This window comes from Paracoccus benzoatiresistens, from assembly GCF_026913015.1.
In the GTDB taxonomy this organism is placed as follows: domain Bacteria; phylum Pseudomonadota; class Alphaproteobacteria; order Rhodobacterales; family Rhodobacteraceae; genus Paracoccus; species Paracoccus benzoatiresistens.
This window is the reverse complement of the sequence record NZ_JAPTYD010000018.1, coordinates 17,250-37,291: the sequence shown is the minus strand read 5'-3', so window position 1 is coordinate 37,291 and position 20,042 is coordinate 17,250. Positions and strand designations below refer to the sequence as shown.

General features: G+C 64.7%; 18 protein-coding genes. 9 read left to right on the top strand and 9 right to left on the bottom strand.

The genetic code is table 11. From position 1 onward, the window contains the following. From OU682_RS12995 to OU682_RS12965, 7 genes are all read right to left on the bottom strand, one after another. Window positions 1-921: an NAD(P)-dependent oxidoreductase gene (locus OU682_RS12995; RefSeq protein WP_268942571.1), complete on the bottom strand. Its 921-nt coding sequence runs from the start codon at window positions 919-921 to the stop codon at window positions 1-3. Continuing rightward, entirely contained in the window at window positions 918-1,652 is a 735-nt protein-coding gene (locus OU682_RS12990) for an amino acid ABC transporter ATP-binding protein (protein ID WP_268942570.1), read from the bottom strand. Before OU682_RS12990 ends, OU682_RS12995 begins: the two co-directional genes overlap by 4 nt. Before the next feature lie 52 nt (window positions 1,653-1,704). Continuing rightward, on the bottom strand, window positions 1,705-2,502 hold the full coding sequence (locus OU682_RS12985; protein WP_268942569.1) for a transporter substrate-binding domain-containing protein: 798 nt from the start codon (window positions 2,500-2,502) through the stop codon (window positions 1,705-1,707). 19 nt (window positions 2,503-2,521) lie between these two features. Further along, complete coding sequence (locus tag OU682_RS12980; protein ID WP_268942568.1) at window positions 2,522-3,178, bottom strand: amino acid ABC transporter permease; 657 nt, start codon at window positions 3,176-3,178, stop codon at window positions 2,522-2,524. Window position 3,179: 1 nt separating this feature from the next. Continuing rightward, entirely contained in the window at window positions 3,180-3,848 is a 669-nt protein-coding gene (locus tag OU682_RS12975; protein ID WP_268942567.1) for an amino acid ABC transporter permease, read from the bottom strand. Window positions 3,849-3,914: 66 nt separating this feature from the next. Further along, window positions 3,915-4,922: a LacI family DNA-binding transcriptional regulator gene (locus OU682_RS12970; RefSeq protein ID WP_268942566.1), complete on the bottom strand. Its 1,008-nt coding sequence runs from the start codon at window positions 4,920-4,922 to the stop codon at window positions 3,915-3,917. Window positions 4,923-5,159: 237 nt separating this feature from the next. Then, window positions 5,160-5,582, bottom strand: coding sequence for a DUF2267 domain-containing protein (locus OU682_RS12965; RefSeq protein ID WP_268942565.1), 423 nt, complete (start codon window positions 5,580-5,582; stop codon window positions 5,160-5,162). A 364-nt stretch (window positions 5,583-5,946) separates the two neighbouring features. Here OU682_RS12965 and OU682_RS12960 point away from each other — a divergent pair, with 364 nt between their 5' ends. From OU682_RS12960 to OU682_RS12950, 3 genes are all read left to right on the top strand, one after another. Further along, window positions 5,947-7,863: an ATP-binding protein gene (locus OU682_RS12960; protein ID WP_268942564.1), complete on the top strand. Its 1,917-nt coding sequence runs from the start codon at window positions 5,947-5,949 to the stop codon at window positions 7,861-7,863. Between the two features lie 433 nt (window positions 7,864-8,296). After that, entirely contained in the window at window positions 8,297-8,626 is a 330-nt protein-coding gene (locus tag OU682_RS12955) for a hypothetical protein (protein WP_268942563.1), read from the top strand. After that, the gene (locus tag OU682_RS12950; protein ID WP_268942562.1) at window positions 8,611-9,795 is read left to right on the top strand and encodes a metallophosphoesterase family protein; all 1,185 of its coding nucleotides are present in this window, start codon (window positions 8,611-8,613) and stop codon (window positions 9,793-9,795) included. The genes OU682_RS12955 and OU682_RS12950 overlap by 16 nt, the downstream gene beginning before the upstream one ends. Here OU682_RS12950 and OU682_RS12945 read toward each other — a convergent pair. Continuing rightward, the gene (locus OU682_RS12945) at window positions 9,785-9,910 is read right to left on the bottom strand and encodes a hypothetical protein (RefSeq protein ID WP_268942561.1); all 126 of its coding nucleotides are present in this window, start codon (window positions 9,908-9,910) and stop codon (window positions 9,785-9,787) included. The genes OU682_RS12950 and OU682_RS12945 overlap by 11 nt on opposite strands. 99 nt (window positions 9,911-10,009) lie before the next feature. Between OU682_RS12945 and OU682_RS12940 the strand changes: the two genes are divergently transcribed. From OU682_RS12940 to OU682_RS12935, 3 genes are all read left to right on the top strand, one after another. Then, complete coding sequence (locus OU682_RS12940) at window positions 10,010-11,428, top strand: hypothetical protein (protein ID WP_268942560.1); 1,419 nt, start codon at window positions 10,010-10,012, stop codon at window positions 11,426-11,428. After that, complete coding sequence (locus OU682_RS24240) at window positions 11,328-11,660, top strand: M10 family metallopeptidase C-terminal domain-containing protein (protein ID WP_371832244.1); 333 nt, start codon at window positions 11,328-11,330, stop codon at window positions 11,658-11,660. The genes OU682_RS12940 and OU682_RS24240 overlap by 101 nt, the downstream gene beginning before the upstream one ends. Before the next feature lie 134 nt (window positions 11,661-11,794). After that, window positions 11,795-12,037 carry a hypothetical protein gene (locus tag OU682_RS12935; protein ID WP_268942559.1) on the top strand — a complete coding sequence of 81 codons (243 nt, stop codon included), beginning with the start codon at window positions 11,795-11,797 and terminating at the stop codon, window positions 12,035-12,037. On the opposite strand, the gene OU682_RS12930 is transcribed toward OU682_RS12935, so the two are convergent. Next, the gene (locus OU682_RS12930) at window positions 12,034-12,939 is read right to left on the bottom strand and encodes a LysR family transcriptional regulator (RefSeq protein ID WP_268942558.1); all 906 of its coding nucleotides are present in this window, start codon (window positions 12,937-12,939) and stop codon (window positions 12,034-12,036) included. The genes OU682_RS12935 and OU682_RS12930 overlap by 4 nt on opposite strands. Before the next feature lie 52 nt (window positions 12,940-12,991). On the opposite strand from OU682_RS12930, the gene OU682_RS12925 reads away from it, so the two are divergent. The 3 genes from OU682_RS12925 to OU682_RS12915 all read left to right on the top strand — a co-directional run bounded on the left by OU682_RS12925 (window position 12,992) and on the right by OU682_RS12915 (window position 20,030). After that, entirely contained in the window at window positions 12,992-13,150 is a 159-nt protein-coding gene (locus OU682_RS12925) for a hypothetical protein (RefSeq protein WP_268942556.1), read from the top strand. Window positions 13,151-13,340: 190 nt separating this feature from the next. Further along, window positions 13,341-15,038 carry a hypothetical protein gene (locus tag OU682_RS12920; protein WP_268942555.1) on the top strand — a complete coding sequence of 566 codons (1,698 nt, stop codon included), beginning with the start codon at window positions 13,341-13,343 and terminating at the stop codon, window positions 15,036-15,038. A 600-nt stretch (window positions 15,039-15,638) separates the two neighbouring features. Then, window positions 15,639-20,030 (top strand): hypothetical protein, encoded by a 4,392-nt coding sequence (locus OU682_RS12915; protein ID WP_268942553.1) that lies wholly within the window; start codon window positions 15,639-15,641, stop codon window positions 20,028-20,030. Window positions 20,031-20,042 lie beyond the last annotated feature (12 nt).

Sequence of the window (20,042 nt, the reverse complement as noted above, 5' to 3'; positions counted from 1 at the left end):
TCAGACCTCGTAGGGCGTAAGCAAAGGCTTGCCCGCGAAATGCGCCGAAAGATTGTCCAGCACCAGTTGCGCCATCGCCCGCCGCGCCTGAACGGTGGCCGAGCCGATATGCGGCGTCAGCACGCAGTTCGGGGCGTCCAGCAGCGCCTGCGGCACGTTCGGTTCATCGTCAAACACGTCAAGCCCGGCACCGGCAATCGCGCCCGAACGGAGTGCATCGGCCAGCGCCACGGCATTCACGACAGGGCCACGGGCGACGTTCACCACAATCCCCTGCGGGCCCAGGGCGGCCAGCACATCGGCATCGACCAGGTTGCGGGTCTCGCTGCCACCTGCCGCCGTCACGAACAGCAGTTCGCAGTCGCCTGCCAGGCTGAGCGCATCGGGGAAGAACCGGTCGGGCGTATCGGACTTTTCCCGCCGCGCCGTATAGCTGACCTGCATCCCCAGTCCGCGCAGCATGTCCGCCAGCCGCCGCCCGATCCGGCCATAACCCAGGATCCCCGCCCGCCGTTCCAGAACCGATGATGCAAGCCCCAGCTTGCCGCCCCGGCCCCAATCGCCCGCACGGACGAAGCGGTCGCCCTCGGCGATCTGCCGGCCTGCGGCAAGGGCCAGGGCCAGGGCCATTTCCGCCACCGCCAGCGACAGAACATCCGGCGTCGTGGTGACGGCGATGCCGCGGCGCGCAGCCTCGTCCAGATCGACGGCGTCCACGCCGACGCCATTCACCGCGATCAGCCGCAGCGCGGGCAGTTGCCGCATCTGCTGGGAAGACAGGCCGACATTGCCGGCAGTCACCACGGCCTCGACATCGGCGGCGGCCGCGATGTCGCGGACGACTTCATAATCGTTCTGCAGCTGCTGCGCCATGTCCTGCGGCTTCAGGTCGGCCAATGAAAGGATGCGGGGCCGGGTCACGCGATCTGCCCCAGGAAGTTGCGTAGGCGTTCGTTCCTCGGGCTGCCGAAGAATTCGTCTGGCGCGCCCTGTTCGACGATCACGCCCTTGTCCATGAAGATCACGCGATCTGCGACCGCGCGGGCGAAATCCATCTCGTGGGTGACGCACAGCATGGTCATGCCCTCGCGTGCAAGATCGATCATGGTGTCCAGCACTTCCTTGACCATCTCGGGGTCCAGCGCCGAGGTGGGTTCGTCGAACAGCATGATCCGGGGCTTCATGCACAGGGCGCGGGCAATGGCCACGCGCTGCTGCTGGCCGCCCGACAACTGGGCGGGATACTTGTCGGCCTGTTCGGGGATCCTGACGCGTTCCAGGTAGTGGCGCGCGGTCGCCTCGGCCTCGGCGCGCGGGATCTTGCGGGTCTTCATCGGCGACAGCACGCAGTTCTCCAGCACGGTCATGTGCGGGAACAGGTTGAAGTTCTGGAACACCATGCCGACGTCCTGGCGAACCTTGGCAACGTTGTCGCCCCATGCGGTAAGCTCCACCCCGTCCACGATGATGGTGCCCGACTGGATCGCCTCGAGCTGGTTGATCGTGCGGATCAGCGTGGACTTGCCGGACCCGGACGGGCCGCAGATGACGATGCGTTCGCCCCGCCGCACGGTCAGGTCGATATCGACCAGGGCGTGAAAGCCGCCATAATACTTGTTGACGGCGCGCATGATGACGGCGTCTTGGGTCATGATCCTGCTCCCTGGAAGAAGCGGCCCGGCCGCGGGGGCCGGGCAGCGCGCGTTACTCGGCAGCCTTGACGAAATCCGGCAGCGGTTCGCCCAGCCATTTCTGGTGGATCTCATCCAAGGTGCCGTCGGTGCGGGCGGTCTGGACAAAGGCGTTCACCTTTTCCAGAAGCGCATCGGATCCCGGCGCGACCGCGATGCCCTGCACCTGGCTGGACAGGTCGAACTTCTTGTCGAACTTGCCTGCCGCGACCTTGTCAACCTGCAGGAACACCACGTTCGACAGCCCGATCAGCGACACCTGCCCCGACAGCAGCGCCTGCACCGCGCTTGCGTCGTCGTCGAAGCGGCGAATCTCGGTTCCTTCGGGGGCGACCTCGGTCACGCCGGTGTCCTGGGTCGAGGCTCGCGCCACGGCGATGGTCTGGCCGGCCAGGTCGGCCGGCTGGGCAATCTCGGCGTCAGCCGCGCCATAGACCGCGATGCTGATGCCGGCATAGGGGGTCGAGAAATCGACCTTCTGGGCACGCTCCTCGGTGATGCCCAAGGATGCCACCAGCACGTCCACCTGGCCGGACAGCAGATAGGGGATCCGGTTCGGCCCGGTCACCGGCACGATCTGCGCCTTGACGCCCAGCGACTCTGCCAGGGCCTTGGCCACGTCGGCGTCATAGCCGTCCGGCGTGCCCGATGCGTCCTGGATGCCAAAGGGCGGGAAATCGACCAGCATGCCGATCTTGATGGTCCCGGCGCCTTCGATGGCGGCCAGATCGGCGGCAGACGACGGCCCGGCAAGGTGTACCGCCAGCGTGGTTGCGGCAAGTGCGGTGAACAGACGGCGGTTCAGCTTCATGGTTTCTCCTCCTCGATATTCAGCGGGTGACGGCAAGGCGCATCCGCGCCTCGAGCCTGCGGGCCATCAGCGACAGGGGCCAGCACAGGATGAAATACAGCGCAGCCACGGTGCCAAAGACCAGGAACGGCTTGAACGTGGCATTGTTGATGATCTGCCCGGCGCGCGTCAGTTCGGTAAAGCCGATGATCGAGGCCAGCGAGGTGCCCTTGATCAGCTGCACCAGAAAGCCGACCGTCGGTGCCGTCGCGATCCGCATCGCCTGCGGCAGGACGACATGCCGCATCCTGTGGGGATAGGACAGCGCCAGCGCGGTCGCAGCCTCGGTCTGGCCCGAGGGCACGGCCTCGATGCTGCCGCGCCAGATTTCCCCCAGGTAGGCACTTGCATGCAGGGTCAGCGCAACGGCCGCGGCCAGCAGCGGGTCGATCGGCAGCCCGATGACCGCCAGCCCGAAATAGACCAGGAAAAGCTGCATCAGCAGCGGCGTGCCCTGGAAGACCTGGATGAACCCGGCCGAGGCACGGCGCAGAACCTTGCTGGCCGAGGTGCGCGCCAGCGCGACCAGCAGCCCGCCCAGGGCCCCGCCCGCAAAGGCGATGGCAGACAGGATCAGCGTCCAGCGGACTGCCAGCACGATGAACGTCACATCGGCGGATGAGAATTCGCGGATCATGTCAGCGGCTCGCAGGATAGGTGAAGAACACGCGGCGGATGGCGCCGAACAGCGTGGAAAACCCAAGCGCCAGCAGGAAATACATCACCGTCAGGACCAGGTAGATCTCGAAGCTGGCGAAGGTGCGGGCGTTCAGATCGGCCCCCGCCGAGGCAAGGTCGTTGGCCGAGATCACCGACACCACGCTGGAGGTCAGCATCAGGTAGATGAACTGGCTGGTGAGTGCGGGATAGATGTTGCGCAATGCAGGCACCACGACCACGTAGCGGAAGATGTTGACCGGGCTGAGGCCAAGCGCCCGTCCCGCCTCGATCTGGCCCTTCGGGATCGACTCGATGCCGGCCCGGATGATCTCGGTCCCGTAGGCGCCCACATTGACCACCAGCGCCACCAGTGCGGCGGTGTTCGGCGACATCGAGATACCCACTGCGGGCAGGCCGAAGAAGATGAAGAAGATCTGGATCAGGAACGGGGTGTTGCGGATCACCTCGACATAGGCATCGACCAACCAGCGCAGCGGCCGGATCGCCGAGGTCTTGGCGACCGCGCCCAGCAGCGACACGACCAGGCCCAGGATCATCGCCAGAAACGACAGTCGGACCGTCAGCCATGCGCCATGCAGCAGCAGGTCAAGGTTCTCGAATACAGGCCCGAAGTTGAACTGATACATCTGCCCTCCCCTGCCGACGTGTCGTATTCTCGATTTAGAACGATCTAAATGCGAATCACAGGGGTGTCAAACCTTTTGCGGACTGCTGTCCCTGACAACCAGCCGCGGAACGACGATGTCCCGTTCAGGCGGCGCGGCGTCGTCGGCCAGCCTGCGGGCCAGAAGGCGCGCGGCCTTGCGCCCGATACCCGGCGCATCCATGGCGACGCTGGTCAGGGGCGGATAGGTCAGTTCGGCCAGCGGCAGATCGTCCAGTCCGACCACCGCCAGATCACGCCCCGGCTCGCAGCCCGCGCGACGCAATCCGGCCATCAGCCCCGCAGCCAAGACGTCGTTGAAGCACAGCACCGCATCCGGGCGCGTGTGCAGGGCAAGGATCTGCGCCGCTGATTGCGCCGCCCCTTCCCAGGTCAGATCGGCCTCGACGATACCCGCATCCTCGACCCCGGTTTCCGCCAGGGCGCGGGCATAGCCTGTCAGCCGCTCCTCCCGTGCCGAAGTCCGGGCGCTGACGGACAGAAAGGCCACGCGGCGGTGCCCTTGTTCGACCAGATGCCGCATCGCCAGCCCGACCGCGGTGATGTAATCCGCCCCGGCAAAGTCGGTCGGGGGCCCGACCTCGCGCAGCGCCTGCACCAGCGGCATCCCCCAACCCGCGATCCGGCCCGGCAGCTCGGGGCCCGTACCCACGGCGGGGCACAGGATGACCCCATCGACCCCGTGTCCGCGAAACCGTTGCAATATCTCGTCCTGCCGCCGAGGATCGTCATGGCTGTTGGCAAGCAGGACGACCCGGTCGTCCCGGGCCATCACCTCCTCGACGCCGGACAGGAATTCCGTGAAGAAAGAGTTCACCAGGTTCGGGACGATGACGCCAATTGTCTGGCTGGACCTGTTGCGCAGCCGCGCCGCACCGATGTCGCGGACATAGTCCATCTGGGCCATGATCTGCTCGACCCTCTCGCGGGTATGTCCGGCAACCAGCGGCGACTTGCGAACGACCAGGGACACGGTTGCCCGCGAAACGCCTGCGGCCTGCGCAATCTCCTCGAGGGTCACCCGTTTCTGCTGCATCACGCCTCCTGTGTGACCTGCGTTATGGGCAGGAGGCAGGGCATGCTGTCAAGCATGCGATGGATCGGCGGTGAAGGACCGGGGATCCACGAGTCCATCTGGAAGCTGCGGCACATGTGGCCGATGAAAGTCCTAGCCCGCGCTGTCTCGACGGCCGACGTGAGGAAACTTCGCACAAGAATGAAGATTGCCCAGGCCTGCCGCGATACGGGCAATCAGCCTTTTCACCTTCCCAACCTAGTCCCAAAGCTCCTGTATCGACTTGCGCATCGCATGCTTGACCTGCTCGAGTTCGCCCCAGGAGATATGGCGCCGCAGCAGATCGAACACTGCCGCGACGGCCCGTTCGGAATCCTCCAGGGGCTCCCTCTGGAAGCGTGCCTCGACACGGGCCAGAAGGTCGGCCTTGTTGCGCGGCTTGACGGGGGTGCGGGATGGATCCCAGCCTTCAAAGAATACGCCCCGGACAAGGACCGGAAGCTGGGCCGCAAGATCCGCCGCCTCGTCCACCGTCAGGAAATCACGCACGGCATGGAGCGTCTCGCTCAGGAGCAGGTTTGCGCGCGGCTTTTCCCATCCAAGATCGGCGCACAACTCGTTGAGCCATTCGGCAAAGACCTGGGGTGCGTGATCGAGGGTAGAAATGCCCGTGACGGCCATGGGAACACCTTCAAGCTTGGCGAGTGTCATTCTCAGAAGGTATCTCTGCTGCTGCCAAGGGGCATTGACCGGCGTCAATGCCGTCTTCCCGCCGCCTCGCCCTCCGCTGCGAGCGGCGCAACCGGATGAAACCCGTGGCAGGTCAGCGATCCCTCCGCCTGCCCATTCTGCTGCGCCCCGGCGACACCTCGGGCCAGAACCTCCTGGAAGATCCCTTGGAAGGCTCAGACCGCCAATGCCCCCATCAAATGGATGCTCAAAAAGCTTGATCCGGGAGAGATTCTCCCGGATTAAAAAAAGACCCCCTTGGGGCAGGCCAAGCCTACAGACGCAGTTGAAGCCGCTCCGCCGACGGAGGATCAACATGCAGATCGACCAGAGCAGTTTCCTGCTTCCCGGCAATGCCCATAGCCGCAATGCCGTGATGCGCGCGACCTTCGCCGGGGCGGCCGGTCGGATCGTCGATCCCCAGGCAATCGCGAACCTGCGTCGCGCGACGGCCTTCATGCGCCCCGCGGTTGTGGACTTTGCGGGCTGGCGCCGCCTCCGGCGGTCCGAGACCGGCTGGCACGCAGCCGCCGTGGCCGAGGTGATGGCCGTGATCGTGCAGCGCTTTGCCGGATGGCCGGTGACCTACTGTGGCTATCGCCCGGCGGAAGCTGCGGATGCGGCGGAGGGGGCTTCAGTTTGGCGGCAGGCGCAGGGCACGGCCATTTTCCAGACGACGGATGCGCGGATCGGCCTGCCGGCCGCGCAAGCGGGTTTTGCGGTCGTCCAGGCGCTGGTGGACGGTATCGAGGTCCCTCAACTGCGCAGAACGGTGCGAGGCGTGCTGCGCGGCTTCCTGAGAACGACACTGCCCGTCACCCCTCCGGGCAATTCGCTGCTTCTGGCCCAGACAGCGGGCGAACGGGGCATTCCCTGGCAGGTCCTCGGACGCTCCGGATATGTGCGGATCGGCCTGGGCCGCTACGCCCGCGTCCTGAAGGGAGCAGAATCGACGCTGATCAGTGCGATTGGCGCACAAATGGCCAAGGACAAGGGCATGGCCAACCGGCTGCTGGCCGATGCCGGGCTGCCGGTCGCAGGGCAGCGCACCGCCCGTACCGAAGAGGCGGCCCTCGCCGCCGCGCGGGAACTGGGATATCCGCTTGTGGTCAAGCCCTTCGACGGCAACATGGGCCGGGACGTCACGATCGGCGTGTCGAACGAGGCCGAAATGCGCAAGGCCTTTGCCCGCGCCGTCAGCCACTCGGGCAAGGCCGTGATCGAGACGCTGATCCAGGGCGACGAGGTGCGTCTGCTGGTTGCAGGCGGCAAGTTCCTGGCGGCGATGAACCGCCAGCCGGCGCAGGTCACGGGCGACGGGACCCGCAGCGTCGCGGAGCTGGTCGGGAAGGAAAACAGGCGCCCCGAGCGTGACACATCACTGAAGGGCGCGCACTGGCTCACGAAGCCGATCAAGCTGGACGAGGATGCGCTTGCCGTGTTGGCTCAGCAGGGACTCACGGTGGATGCGGTCCCCGAAGCAGGGCAGAAGGTTTTCCTGCGGCGCGAGTCCAATCTTTCCCGCGGCGGAACGCCGCTGGATGTGACGGACAAGGTTCATCCGTCGATCCGCCAGGTTGCCGAGGCCGCGGCGCGCAGGCTGCGCCTGGACGTCTGCGGCATCGATTTCCTTTCCACCGACTTCACCCGCCCCTGGCAGGAGACCGGCGGCGCGATCTGCGAGGTCAACAGCCGGCCAGGCGTGTATCCCCAGATCATGTCCGCCCCCCAAGAGCGGCGTGGCGCCATCCTGGAAGGCCTCTTCAATGCCCTGGTCGGCGAGGGTGACCATCGTGGCCTGCCCGTCGTGGCGCTGGTGGGCGCGCCCGAGGCGACCGCAAGGATGCGCCAAACGCTGGAGACGCTGGCGGGGGGCGCCGGTTGCAGGCTGGGGGTGGTGGGCAAGGCCACCGGGCTGGCGCCATGCAGTCAGGCGCTCGAGACGGCGGCGGACTTGTTCCAGTCCGACGACATTGACGCCGCGCTGATCGTGCTGACGCCTCGTCAACTGCTGGAGCGGGGGCTTGGGCTGCCGCGCGTTGCAGCCGCCGTGATGCCGTCGGACCTGGGCCGGCGGGCCCAGGCCGTGCGCCGCACCCTGGAGAGGGTCGCCGGGGATGCGGTCCTGATGGGAAACGATCCCGCCGTCACGGAACGCGCCGCCGACGCACTGGGGCTATCCTTGGAATCCTCGGCTGGACGCCATGCTTCTGGAAAAACGCTTGCAGTATGAGTTCAGGTCATACGCCTGCGTGGTTCACGAAAGCCCCAATCGATCATCCGAAAACACCTCTGGGCTAGGCTGGGCACATGGTCCTGGGCCCGGCCAAGCTTGCGGCACATTCCTGGGCAACGGCCTGCTTCTAGTCGGGGGGACGCCCGGCGCCGGCAGCGTCACGCCGGAACAGCGGAGCTTGTCGGGCGGCATTTGCCACGGAATGCGCTCACGGACGCCGAACTTGTCGCCGTCGTTGATAAGCGGTTTGAGGCCGCACATTGCTTCGGTCCCAATTAACTATTCCGCCACAGAATGAACTTGTCCTCGGGGAACCCTCACCTCAGAAAGCCGCGGCATAGCGTGTGCGGCGCCGTCATCCGGGGGCCGTGCATCGTTGTTTCGCAGTGCCGAGCCATGACCGGCACGTCTTACCAAGGGACGAACACCGATGATGATGGATTTCCTGCTGCGGCAGAATGCGACGTCAACCTTTGACCTGAGCGAACTCTATCCCGATGCGACCGACTTTCACATCACGACCTCGGATGGGGACAAGGCGTCCGCCACGATCAAGGACGGCGTGCTGACCGTCGCGCCCGGTGCCCTGGGCCATGCCGACTTTGTGCTGACCTTCAAGGATGCGACCGGCAACACCCTCACCGACCACTTCCGCGCCATCGTCGCCGGAGAGAATGCCTACAGCATCATCGCGGTGCCCGACACGCAAAGCTACACCTCAACGTCGGACCCGAGATCCGGGCCATGTTCGGCGAGATGATCCAGCACATCGCCGACCACAAGGACGCGCTTGGCATTGCCCATGTGCTGCAGGTCGGCGACGTCACCGACAACAACTTCGACAGCCAGTGGCAGATCGCCACCGATGCCTGGAGCCATATGGACGGCGTCATCGGCTATACGCTGGCGGTGGGAAACCACGACATGGGCGACGACGGCCACGCGCAGGACTTTTCCTCGAAGATCGACGATTACTTCACGCCGGAACAGCTTGGCACGGATGGCACCTATGACGGATACGACCAACCTTCGCTGCGCAACACTTACAATACCTTCATCAGCCCGGACGGCCAGGACTGGCTGATCCTCAGCTTGGAGTTCGGCGCCCCTGACGATGTGCTGCGTTGCGCGGGCGAGGTGATCGAGGGCCATCTGGACCATCGCGTCATCCTGAACACCCATGCACGGAACGGCGGCGACAAGCGCGTCGACCCCACCACGGAGGATCTGACCGGAGAGAACGGAGCCTGGAGCTATGGCATCCGTGACGACGCCCGCAACGTCAACGACGGCGAGGACATGTATCGCGAACTGGCGTCGAAGTATCCCAACATCAGCTTCACCTTCGGCGGCCACAACTTCCTGGACGGTGCCGAAACGGTGGTCAGTCAAACCGCTGGCGGCAACAATCTTCACCAGGTCTTCGTCAACTACCAGAACGGCATCTCGGGAGAGATCACCGGCGCGGGCGATCCTTCGCTTGGCGACCGGGCCGGCAACGGTGCGTTCCGCATCATCGTGATCGACCCCGACAACGACCACATCACCACGCACACCAAGTTCGCCGATCTCGACAAGTTCTTCGAGCGTGTGGACCATCAGGAAACCTTCGAGAACGCGGGCATCGGTGCGCCGAAGCAGATCGGCATCGCCAAAGCGGGCGAGGATCTGACCATCAAGGCCGGTGCTGACGGGCTGGCAGAGCTGACCCTGGACGCCTCGGGCACGATCCTGCCGGGTGACGGCCGCGCGCTGACCTATTCCTGGTATGACGCACAAGGCGGCCTGCTGGGCAAGGCGACACGCCCTTGCTGGCGGTCGAGCTTGGCCAGGGCACAAACCGGCTGGTGCTGGAAGTCGCAGACGAGCACGGGAATGTCAGCCGCGACGAAAAGACCGTCATCGTCGAAGGCCCGCGTCACCTGCTGACCGAAACCTTCGACGACGGAATCGCGCAGGGCTGGACCACCCCTGCCGCGTCGCGCGGGCCGATCGAGACCAGCGCGGATGTCATGCTGGCCGACATCGGCACCCAGGTTCCCACGGATGACCTGGGCTCCTTCAAGCTGAAGGGCTCGGTCTTCGGCAACCCCGACGGCAGGGAGAGGCCGCGCTGTATGCCCAGACCGACGGCGCGAACGAGGTGCTGGTTTATGGCAACGACGATGCCGGCGACTGGTCGGACTACGTCTTCGACATGGTCGTGCATCCCGCCGATGACGATACCATCGGCGCGGTGTTCTATTGGCAGGACGAGAATAACCACTACGAACTGTCGATCGACCAGCAGACCTTCACCCGCCAGCTTGTCCGCGTCGAAAGCGGCCAGCGCACGGTTCTGGCGCAGGAAAGCGGCGCCTATCGCCACCATGCCGAGCAGGATCTGCGCATCGCCGTCAGCGACCGCGGCATCATCGTGACGCTGGACGACCAGTTGCTCGACGGGCCGGTGATCGACAGCGATCCGCTGGAAGGCGGTACGGTGGGCGTGCTCAGCCGCTCGATCAGCCGCGCGTCCTTTGACGAGGTCTCGGTCAACGGGCAGGTCCTGTCGGCGCGTGCCCTGGGCCAGCACACGGCCACGGACCTGGACGGCAACGGCCGCGAAGGCATCCCCGTGACGGCAGCCGCCACCATCAGCCCGGTTGCCGTCGCCAGCTATGACTGGCTGACTGGCGACAAGGTCGTGGCGACCGGCCGGGACGCGGTGATCGACGCCCCCGTGGGCGCCTCGCAGGTCACGCTGCGGGTCACGGACGTGAACGGCAACATGTCGCAGGACCGGATCGATCTGCAGGTGACCGGCCGCGACAAGCTGATGTTCGCAGACGACTTCAGCGGCTCGCTGAAGCGCTACACCATCGTTGACGACGGCACCAACGGCCCGTCCGACTGGCGGATTGCAGACGACGCGCTGGTTCAGGACAGCAACATCGGCGGCGGCCAGCAGGAGCCTGGCTGGGATGCCTGGTCCAAGGGCGGCGAAGGCGCCTATATCATGCGCGACGGAACCCATTCCCTGGTCAAGGGCGGCGAGGACTGGATCGACTACGCGGTCGAGGTCGATGTCACGCCCTCGGACGACGACGCCCTGGAGGTTCTGGTCCGCTATGTGGACGACCAGCACCACTACAAGGTCGAACTGGACGATCAGGCCGGGTTGGCCCAGATCATCCTTGTCGAGGACGGCTACGAGACCGTTTTGGCGCGGGGCTGGCACAACTATGCCCAGGACGAGTCCATGCGCCTGCGGGTCGAGGCCGAAGGGCGACCGCCTGTCGGTCAGCGTGGACGGGACCGAGATCTTCGAATTCCTGGTCACCGACACGGCCTTCGACAAGGGCGGCGTGGCGCTCTACAGCTATGCCAGCACCGGGCTTCAATTCGACAACCTGACGGTGACCAGCCTGGACGACACGCCGTCGCTGAACGTGGTGATGGGCACGGCGGGGCGCGACCGCCTGGTCGGCACCGACGGCGACGACCTGCTGGTCGGCGCGGGCGGAAAATCCGACCGGCTCACCGGCGGCGAGGGGGCGGACACGTTCTTCTTCGGCTTTGAGGTCCATGACGGCGTCCGCACCCGCAGCACCATCACCGACTTCGAGGTCGGGATAGACAGCATCTCGCTGGCCGCGGGCGTCACGATCGACGAGATCAAGATGTGGGGCAAGAAGGCTGTCGTCTACCTGGACAATCCCTGCGGCCCCGACGACGTGATCCAGGTGCGCGGCGAGGGAGTCTGCATCGACAATCTCACGTTCAGATACGACGACCTGCTGGTTGGCGCGTAAGCGCCACCGGTGTCAGCGTCAGCGAAGGGCCGGTCGATCTGATCCCTTTCGGTGCTCCGGCCCTGATCGACGGCATCGACGGCCATGATGCTTGACCGCCGGGCTGCTTCCGGGCTCCGGGCAGAACGCTCCCCATGACGGTGTCATGGGAGCGTCGCGCTCTGCTCGGACGCGAAGAACGTCCTTCTGAAGGGCTTCCGGCCTCGCCTTCCGCGATGGACGGCATAGCCACCGCCAGCCTCGGCGATCTGCGAATGTTGCTGAGCTTCTTCGGCATCTTCGACAACGATCCGCTGACGGCACTATCCGACGGCGAATTCCACGAGATCAGCTATCTGGTGAAAGCGACGTGCGCTCCGAACCGCAAGGCGGCCTAGACCGCAATCAGCGCGTCTGCCGGCAGCTTCTCGGACGTGCAGCCCGCCACCACGCTTCGGAACGCCGCCACGACCGGCTTGTGGTGGCGGTCCTTCCGCACCAGAAGATACTCGTCCAGTTCCAGCCGCGCACCCGAGGCGACCAGTGGACGGCAGGCAAGCCGGTGATCGGGCGGTATCTCGGACAGGACGAAGAACGCCACTCCCATGCGGCGGGCCACCGCCTCGCGGATGGCGCTGCGTTCGCAGACGGTGATGGTCCGCGTGTCGCGCACATCTTCCGACACCAGGATCTGCTGGACGAAGGCATGGGTCCGCGACCCCCGCTCGTGCATGATGATCGTTTCTCCGGAAAGATCCCTTACCGACACCTCGTCCTGTGCCGCAAGGCGATGGCCGCAGGGAAGCAGCAAGTGGAAGCGTTCGGGGATCAGCGGTTCGGCCGTGACCAGATCGCCCATCGGCGGGTTCATGGCTATGCCGATATCCGCCTTGCCGTCTCGCACGGCTTCTCTGATCTCGTCCATCGAAGCGATGGCAAGGGATAGCGAAACGGAAGGGTAGCTTTCGCCAAAGCGCCGCATCAGCTCGATTGCCAGCGTGGTGCTGTCGGACATCAGGGACAAATGCCCCTCGTCCAGCGTGCCCGGTCCTCGCAGGGTCAACTGGACCTTGTCCACGACCTCCATCAGCCGTTCAATCACCTGCAGAAGCGCCCGCCCGGTATCGGTCAGGGCCAGCCTGCGGCCGCGCTTTTCGAACAGGCGCAGGGCATGCCTGGCTTCCAGCGCGTGAATCTGCTGGGAAAGCGTGGATTGGGACACGCCCAGAACATGCGCGGCCCGGGCCATGTCGCCTTCTTTCGGGACAGAATGAAATGCCCGGATATGCGCGAAATTCATCAAGGCCATCCTTTACGTCACGTGGCGTTTAGCTGCCGGCAATGACAGTGTCGTGACGCTGGCGCTGCAAGCGGGAAACTCCGCCAGCACCGCAAAGTGCAGCTGGCTGCACTCGCCGCGGTTGTTTGCAAATAAACCGGGAACCGTGGATGCCTGTCAGGGCAACAGCCACTGCCAGCTTCTGATGGACAGCATCGGGCAGCAGGCGTAGCCTTTTTCCAGGGACGCCGCACAGGTTCACGGGTGGTGCGGGTCCCGGTCCAGGTGGCATCGAGGGAGGACCTTGGTTCAGATCAGACACGCCCTCCGGCGGGGATGCTGACGTCCTGAACATTTCCCGGCTGCGGCCTCCATCCGATCCGCCCGTTTCTCTTCGGTCCGAAACATCAGGGGGGCTTGCGATGGAAGACGACGAGATCGAGCTTTTGACGGCCGACGAGTCCGGCCAGGTTAAGACGGCATCCGGTGGCTTGGGGCAAGACGCGATCTTATCCCGCATCCTTGCCGAAATCCTTGCCAGTGGGAACTCCCATATGATCACGGGTGATGAGGGCAGGGACCTGCTTTATCTAGACACCTATGCTGAAGCCAGCAATGGCACCACCGCAGCGGCGATCGGCAACACCATTTCAGCTTCAGGCGGCGATGATGAGGATACCTTCGATTGCACCTTGAGGGCGGCTGTCTCGGACGGCGGAAGTGCCAGCGTAAGCGGCAACTCCGTATTCATGCGGGGCGATGATGGCAATGACAGCTACTACGTCGTCGTCCAGGCTGACGCCAATGCTGGCGGAGAGGCAATTTGCAGCGACAACGTGATGACCCTGGATGGAGGCAGAGGAGACGACTCCCTCAGCGTCTATCTGGAGACCTACCCATGGGGCCCTGGCACCACCGCAGCCGTGAGCGGCAATCGGATCTTCATGAGTGGAGGTGAAGGCAATGATGAATTCCTGCTTTCCACCCAAGGCGAAACCGGCAACAGCGCCGTTCTTGATGGCGGGGCTGGGATCGACAAGGCCAACATATTTCATGACAGACCGACAGAAGACGTGATCTTCGACTTTCGAGACAGCTATGACCAGGTGCTTTTCGGAGGCGTCACCCTTGTCGGCATGGACGCCATCAATATTGACGGGGGATTGGGCGACGACCAGTTTTGGGGCGGGGATGGGGATGACGATTTCAGGGACGGTCTTGGAAGTGACCTCGTCCACGGCGGCCGGGGAGCGGACAACTTGTCCCACACCACTCGCCCCCTGCCCTCGGGGAGCGATACAGAGCAGTATTCGAACGAGCATGACCGGTTTTGGGGTGGCAAAGGGAACGACCACCTGCAGGCTCACTATACTATCAGGTCCCCCGACAACGGCAGGGGCATCATGACGCACAACTCGGCGCGGCTTTACGGCTGCGAAGGCGATGACACCCTCGAAAGCTCGATGTTCGCCGAACCCCTTGGCCGGGACAGCACGGTCATCATGACCGACAATGTCCTCGATCTCAGAGGGGGCGAGGGAGAAGACGTGTTGTCGGCCGATCTGCGTGACTGGCCGTGGCCTGAAAGCACCGCGACATACATGGACAACCGGATCGATCTGAGGGGCGGATGCGGAGACGACTCCCTGCGTCTGGAAGCCAGCTCTGCTCCGGTCCTGTCCGACAACCGGATCACGCTTGATGGCGGGCGCGGCCACGACAGGTTCGAACTGGACCTGGATACGTTCGGCACCTGGAGCTTCTCCCTCTCGGACGGCTCCAGCTTCGAATTCTCGGACAGCATCAACTTCGACTTCTCGGACGGCTACGATGTGAGGCTTGTCGGTGGCACCCGATTGAAGGGGTTCGAGGAAGTCCTGATCTACGCCGGCATTGGCGACGACACCTTCCAGGGCGGGTGCGGCAACGACACCTTTGACGGCGGCGATGGTGTCGATGTGGTCATCCTGGACGGGGCGCGATGCGATTATGAGGTGGATCGTCTCGATGACGGAAGGATCCGGATCACGGACCTTCGCCAGGGTTCGCCTGGTGGCACTGATCTGTTCATCGACATCGAGGCCTTGAGTTTCGATGATCGCTTTCACGAGCTGACCTGACAGCCGCCTGCCGGGCTTTCGCCAGTCCGCTGCAAAGGCGATGTTTCATCCCGGCAATCCAGGGGTTGCAAGCTTCGGACAAGCGCGCATTGGGGGCGCAAGCCCCCCAAGCCCCCCAAGCCCCCCAAGCCCCCCAGGCTCTCAGGCGACATGCGAATTGCCACTCGGAGTGAAGCCTGCCCCCTTGGTCAGGAGCAGGGCAGCCATGCGCCGTATCCGGCTCTGGTAGAGTATTCCGGACGAAACAGGATCACACCGTTCTCGCCAGTCCCAGAAGGTCAGCGGCTTGTAACCCTGCATACCCGACCCCTTGCCAGCGGCGGGTGACATGATCCTCGGCTCGCAAGAGGGTGATAAGTATATGCGAATTGGCCAAGGCCTGCTATGATTGATCCATAAGTCTGAGCGACAACCGATTCTGCTGGATCTTGGCGGTTCCGAACCATCGCTTTCGACAACGATCCCGCTTTTCGGCAGCATGAACCGTCAGCGCACAAGCGCGGAGATCAGTGTTCCGCGCATGGGCAGGGCTGGAGCCTCGTCATGCCTGGACAGTTGAAGGTAAGGATTCAACCCGAGAATGGCGAAGGCCAGCTCAAGATGGTCCTGTTCGGACGTCTCGTTTATACGCGCGAAATCTTGCCGGACGACCAGAACGCGGATCCGGATGTTCCGCTCCCCTCGATCAAGATCGAAGGGTCACGCCGCGCCGAACTGGCGGCGGATGGTCAAGCCCAGATCACGGTTGGGGACAATTTGCCGGGCGCTCCCTTCTGGGTCCAGATCGAGAGTTTGCAGGGAACGGTTCTCTGGCGAACATCCGGGGACACTGAGCCCGAGGGCGACACGGAACGAGAGATCACGGTGCCGAAGCAGGTGCTGGCCGAGGGTGTCAACCGCCCCGATGCAAGACCGACCCTGGTTCGCACCGGACGGTTCGTGCGCCTTGACGACCAGCTTCCGGATTTCAACTCATATCGCCTGTTCGTCGCGCCGATACGGCCTGACGTGATCGAAGACGTGGACAACCCCCAAATCCAGGCGGTCCGTCATCTGGTTGGCCTTGATGGCGAAGGCGAGGTGACCACCTACGAGGTCGTGCGCCGCAATGCAGCCAAGCTGAACCCCTCGCTGCTGGCGGCCCTCAACCTGCAACCGGTAACATTGCGTCCCGACGGGGCCTTCAACTTCTCGCTCGACATCGAGGGAGACGAGACATCCTGGGCATGGCTGCTGCTGGGTCCCGAGGATTTCGCAGGCCACCATCTTGACGCGCTTCCCGCGCAGCCGCGGCCACCTGTCACGATCCTTCTTCCGGTTGCCGTCCGTGACCAGCCGAACGGCGGCACGTCTGCTCCGGCGGTTGGCAACACCCCTGACGGGGCGCCGTCGTTCGACTTCGACGAGCAACAGCTCATCGACCATCCCGACGCCTTCTCGGACGATCCGGGACGGTTCTGCACCCCGTTCGAGAACCCGCAGCGCATCCTGGGCGAGCGGCGCTTCTTCACGATCCTGCGGATGGACCAGCCCGAGATCGGCGGGCAGGCCTCGCTGAAGGTCTCGCGGCCGATTCTGCTCGACCTCGCCCCGCCGATCCGAATGAGTGCGGTCGGGGCCGCGATCGGGGCCGCCGACGACGATTTCAGCTTCATGGCGGGCAGGATGCCGACCTCGGGATTGGCTTCGACATCATCGCTGACCCCGATCAACGCGCTGCGGCTCAGTGCCGCTGCCCTTGCCGAGCCGCGACTTGCGATCCTGGACAGGTTGGAACGCATGGTTTTCCAGCCGACACGCCGGCCCTGGATCGACTGGGTCGAGCGCCGGTCCAAGCCCCGGGCGCCAATCAGCGCCAGCAATCCCATCGAATGGGACGGCGACCCCACGATCTATCAGGCATCCAGCGTCGCAGGGGGCCATGTGCTGGAATGGCGCGTGCAGTGGCGGTCGAATGGCTATTCGCTTGGCAATGTCGCCCACGCCCTGACCCTTGCGCCCCGGCAGACACGGCGGATCGCCCGTATCTCGTGGCAGCGCCGCGAGGCAGCGCGGCGTCGAGAACGGACGGATGCGACCGATGCGCTGACGCAGGTCACCACGCGGGCGCGCGATTATACGGACGCGGTGCAGTCAAGCCTTTCGGAATGGAGCAGCGGCGGCTCCAAGTCGCGCACCACCGGCGTCGCCGGCGGGATCGGCTTTGCGATGGGGCCGGTGGTGATCGGCGGAGGTGCGGCGCATGGGCAGGCCTCGTCCGAAAGCTGGCAGCAGGGCGGGCGCCGGGTTGCCGCGGCCGAGCAGCAGCAGCTTCGCGATGCCATCCGCCAGTTCGGTGAATCTGTCCGCAGTTCCGAAAACACCATCGTCACCGAGATCACGCAGGAGGAGGAGGTAGAAGGCGTTTCCGAAACCCTGAGGAACGTGAACTACTGCCACGCGCTGTCAGTGCTCTACTACGAAATCCTCCGGCATCTGAGGGTTGATACGGCATTCGCGGGCGTGCGCGAATGCCTGTTCGTGCCCTTCTCGGTCACCCCCTTCGACATCGACAAGGCGCTGAAGTGGCGCGACAAGCTGCGCCACGGAGTGCTGGACACGTCCCTCAGATGGGCGCTTGACCGGCTGGACGAGGTGGCTTCGGCTTGGGCGGATTCAGACATCCCGCCCGGCCGGCGCATGGACCATCCGGTCAACCACGTCACCGGCTCGGCCTATATCAAGTTGTCAATCGACCGCCCGCGAGAGCAGGGCGCGACCGAGACGATGGACGACTATTTCAAGATCTGGTCGCCGCTCGCGCCCTTGCTGTCGCAGCCGGCCCGGCAAGTCATCGCCAATCTCGCAGCCGCGAACGAACGGGCGCGCGACCTGTACTTCCAGCGCGAGGTCGCCCCCGGGATGGCGGCCCGCTGGGCTGACAACCTGCGGCTTCAGTTCGGGACAAGCCCGATCACGAACATCGACTTCACCCTTGCGACCACCTACCGCTATGGCGGCACCGTGCGGGTCGATTTCACCGTGCCTGTCGCAGCGGCAAGCCTTAACCGCGCGATGATGCAGCAGATGACGCTGCTTGCGGGAACCGCGCTGCCGCCCGGCTCGGTCGCGAGCCTCGAACGGATGTCGCTGCACTACTATACCGATCACTTCGACCGTGCGGTTGACTCCGACCATGGTGTGCGCGATCTCGTCACGGTCGAGACCGGGCAGCCGGATGGCTCGGGCGCGGCCGCGCATTTCCCGCTGAGCGCGTGGGAGCGCGAGGATTTGCGCGCAGTGATCGAGGACGGGGTGGCGAAGCTGCTTGTCCACCTGAACGCGAACTCGGTCTATTACCACAAGGTCATCTGGTGGCTGATGGACCGGGACGAGCTCTACATGATGCTCGACGGCTTCACCGCGCCTTATGGGCGCCGTTTTGTCAACGGGGCGTGGGTCGAGGATCCGGGCCGCAGCATAGCCTCGGTGGTCGAGCGCGACCCGATGGCGATCCTGGGAAACTGTCTGGTCTTCCGGGTCGCGGCGGGGGCATTCCTCGGGATCAACGGGCATGAAAGCCCCGACGAAGCCTACCGCTACTACTACGACAGCCAGGTCCGCAGCGAACCATTGCGGGTCAGCCTGCCGACCGAGGGGCTTTATGCGCAGGCCCTGATGGACAGGTGCGAGGCATGCGAGGAGCATTTCGGATCGGTCGATTGGGTGCTGTCCGACAAGGATCCCGAGCTCGAACTGCTTGCGGACCAGCTTGGGTCGCGCCGGGCGGCACCCGAGGGAATGACGCCGACCCCGCTGGCCGCGCCGATCATTGCCCTGCAGAACGCGCCGAATGCGCCCGATCCGCAGGGACTGGCTGGCATTCTGGGCGCGGTCACGAACTCCGGCGCCTTCCGCGACATGGCGGGGCTCGCGGGAACTCAGGCGAATGCGATGGGTGCGCTCAATTCCGCGACCTCGCTTGCGACGAGCTTTGGACAGATGGCAGTGGATTTCCAGAAGTCGAAACAGGGCACCGCCGATGCAAAGCACAAGCTGAGCAACATCTCCAAGGCCAAGTCCGAGGGATTGATCGACGACGCCGAAGCCAAGCGGCAGGCTGCAACCGCGCTGAGCGAGCAGAACATGTCGTCCGGCCCGCAGCCGCTCGCCGAAAGCCCGACGATCAACACGGCATTGGGCCGCGCGGGCGCTGCGGGGCTGCCGATCGAAGTCACGCGGCAAGGGCAGCAGGGCGCCGAGACGGTTCGGCTCGGGAACTTTGGAGCTGACATCATCCCGGCCTCTTTCACCACCGACGCCAAGTCAAAGTCTGGGACAAAGCTGCCGTCGCGCTCCGGAACTCAGGCGGCGCAGGCGTGGGAAACTCTTGCGCCGATCGGGCCCCGCCTGGCAGCTTCGTGCCCGACAGGCCTCAAGAACCTCGGAACCCTGCTGTTCATCCACGATGCCGAAACCGAGATCGACCTGCGCGACTACGGCGGATACACCAATGCGGATGCCTGGATGCTGGTGCACACCGTCAGCGACCTGATCGAGGGGCTGCGGGCGCATGTCGGGAATTGCGGCTATGTCACCGGCATCCATATCGAGGCACACGGCGGCTGGTCCGGCAGCGGCGGCTTCCGGATGGGTGATGACACCGACGGAGACGGCCACGTCGAAAGCGGCGAGGCGCAGGACATGGTTTCCAGCGCCGCCCACGCCGCGAAGTTCGGCAGCATCGTCAAGAACGCCTTCGGCACCGGCGGGACAGCCTTCATCTCGGTCGCAGCCTGCAACTCGTCAGGCTCGGGGGACGCCTTCATCAAGGCCTTGCGCGCCGCCAGTGGAACCGTCGTGATCGGCTCGGTCGACTCGTGCCGCTCGGGCGGGAACTGGTTCCACGGCGCGTGGTGGGAGGCCGAGAAGGGCCGCAGCCAAGTCAACATGGACGGTTCGATCAAGGTGGATACTCGTGACGAGGGCACGGGCATCTGGCGGCCCTTCTGACAGGGGATGCAT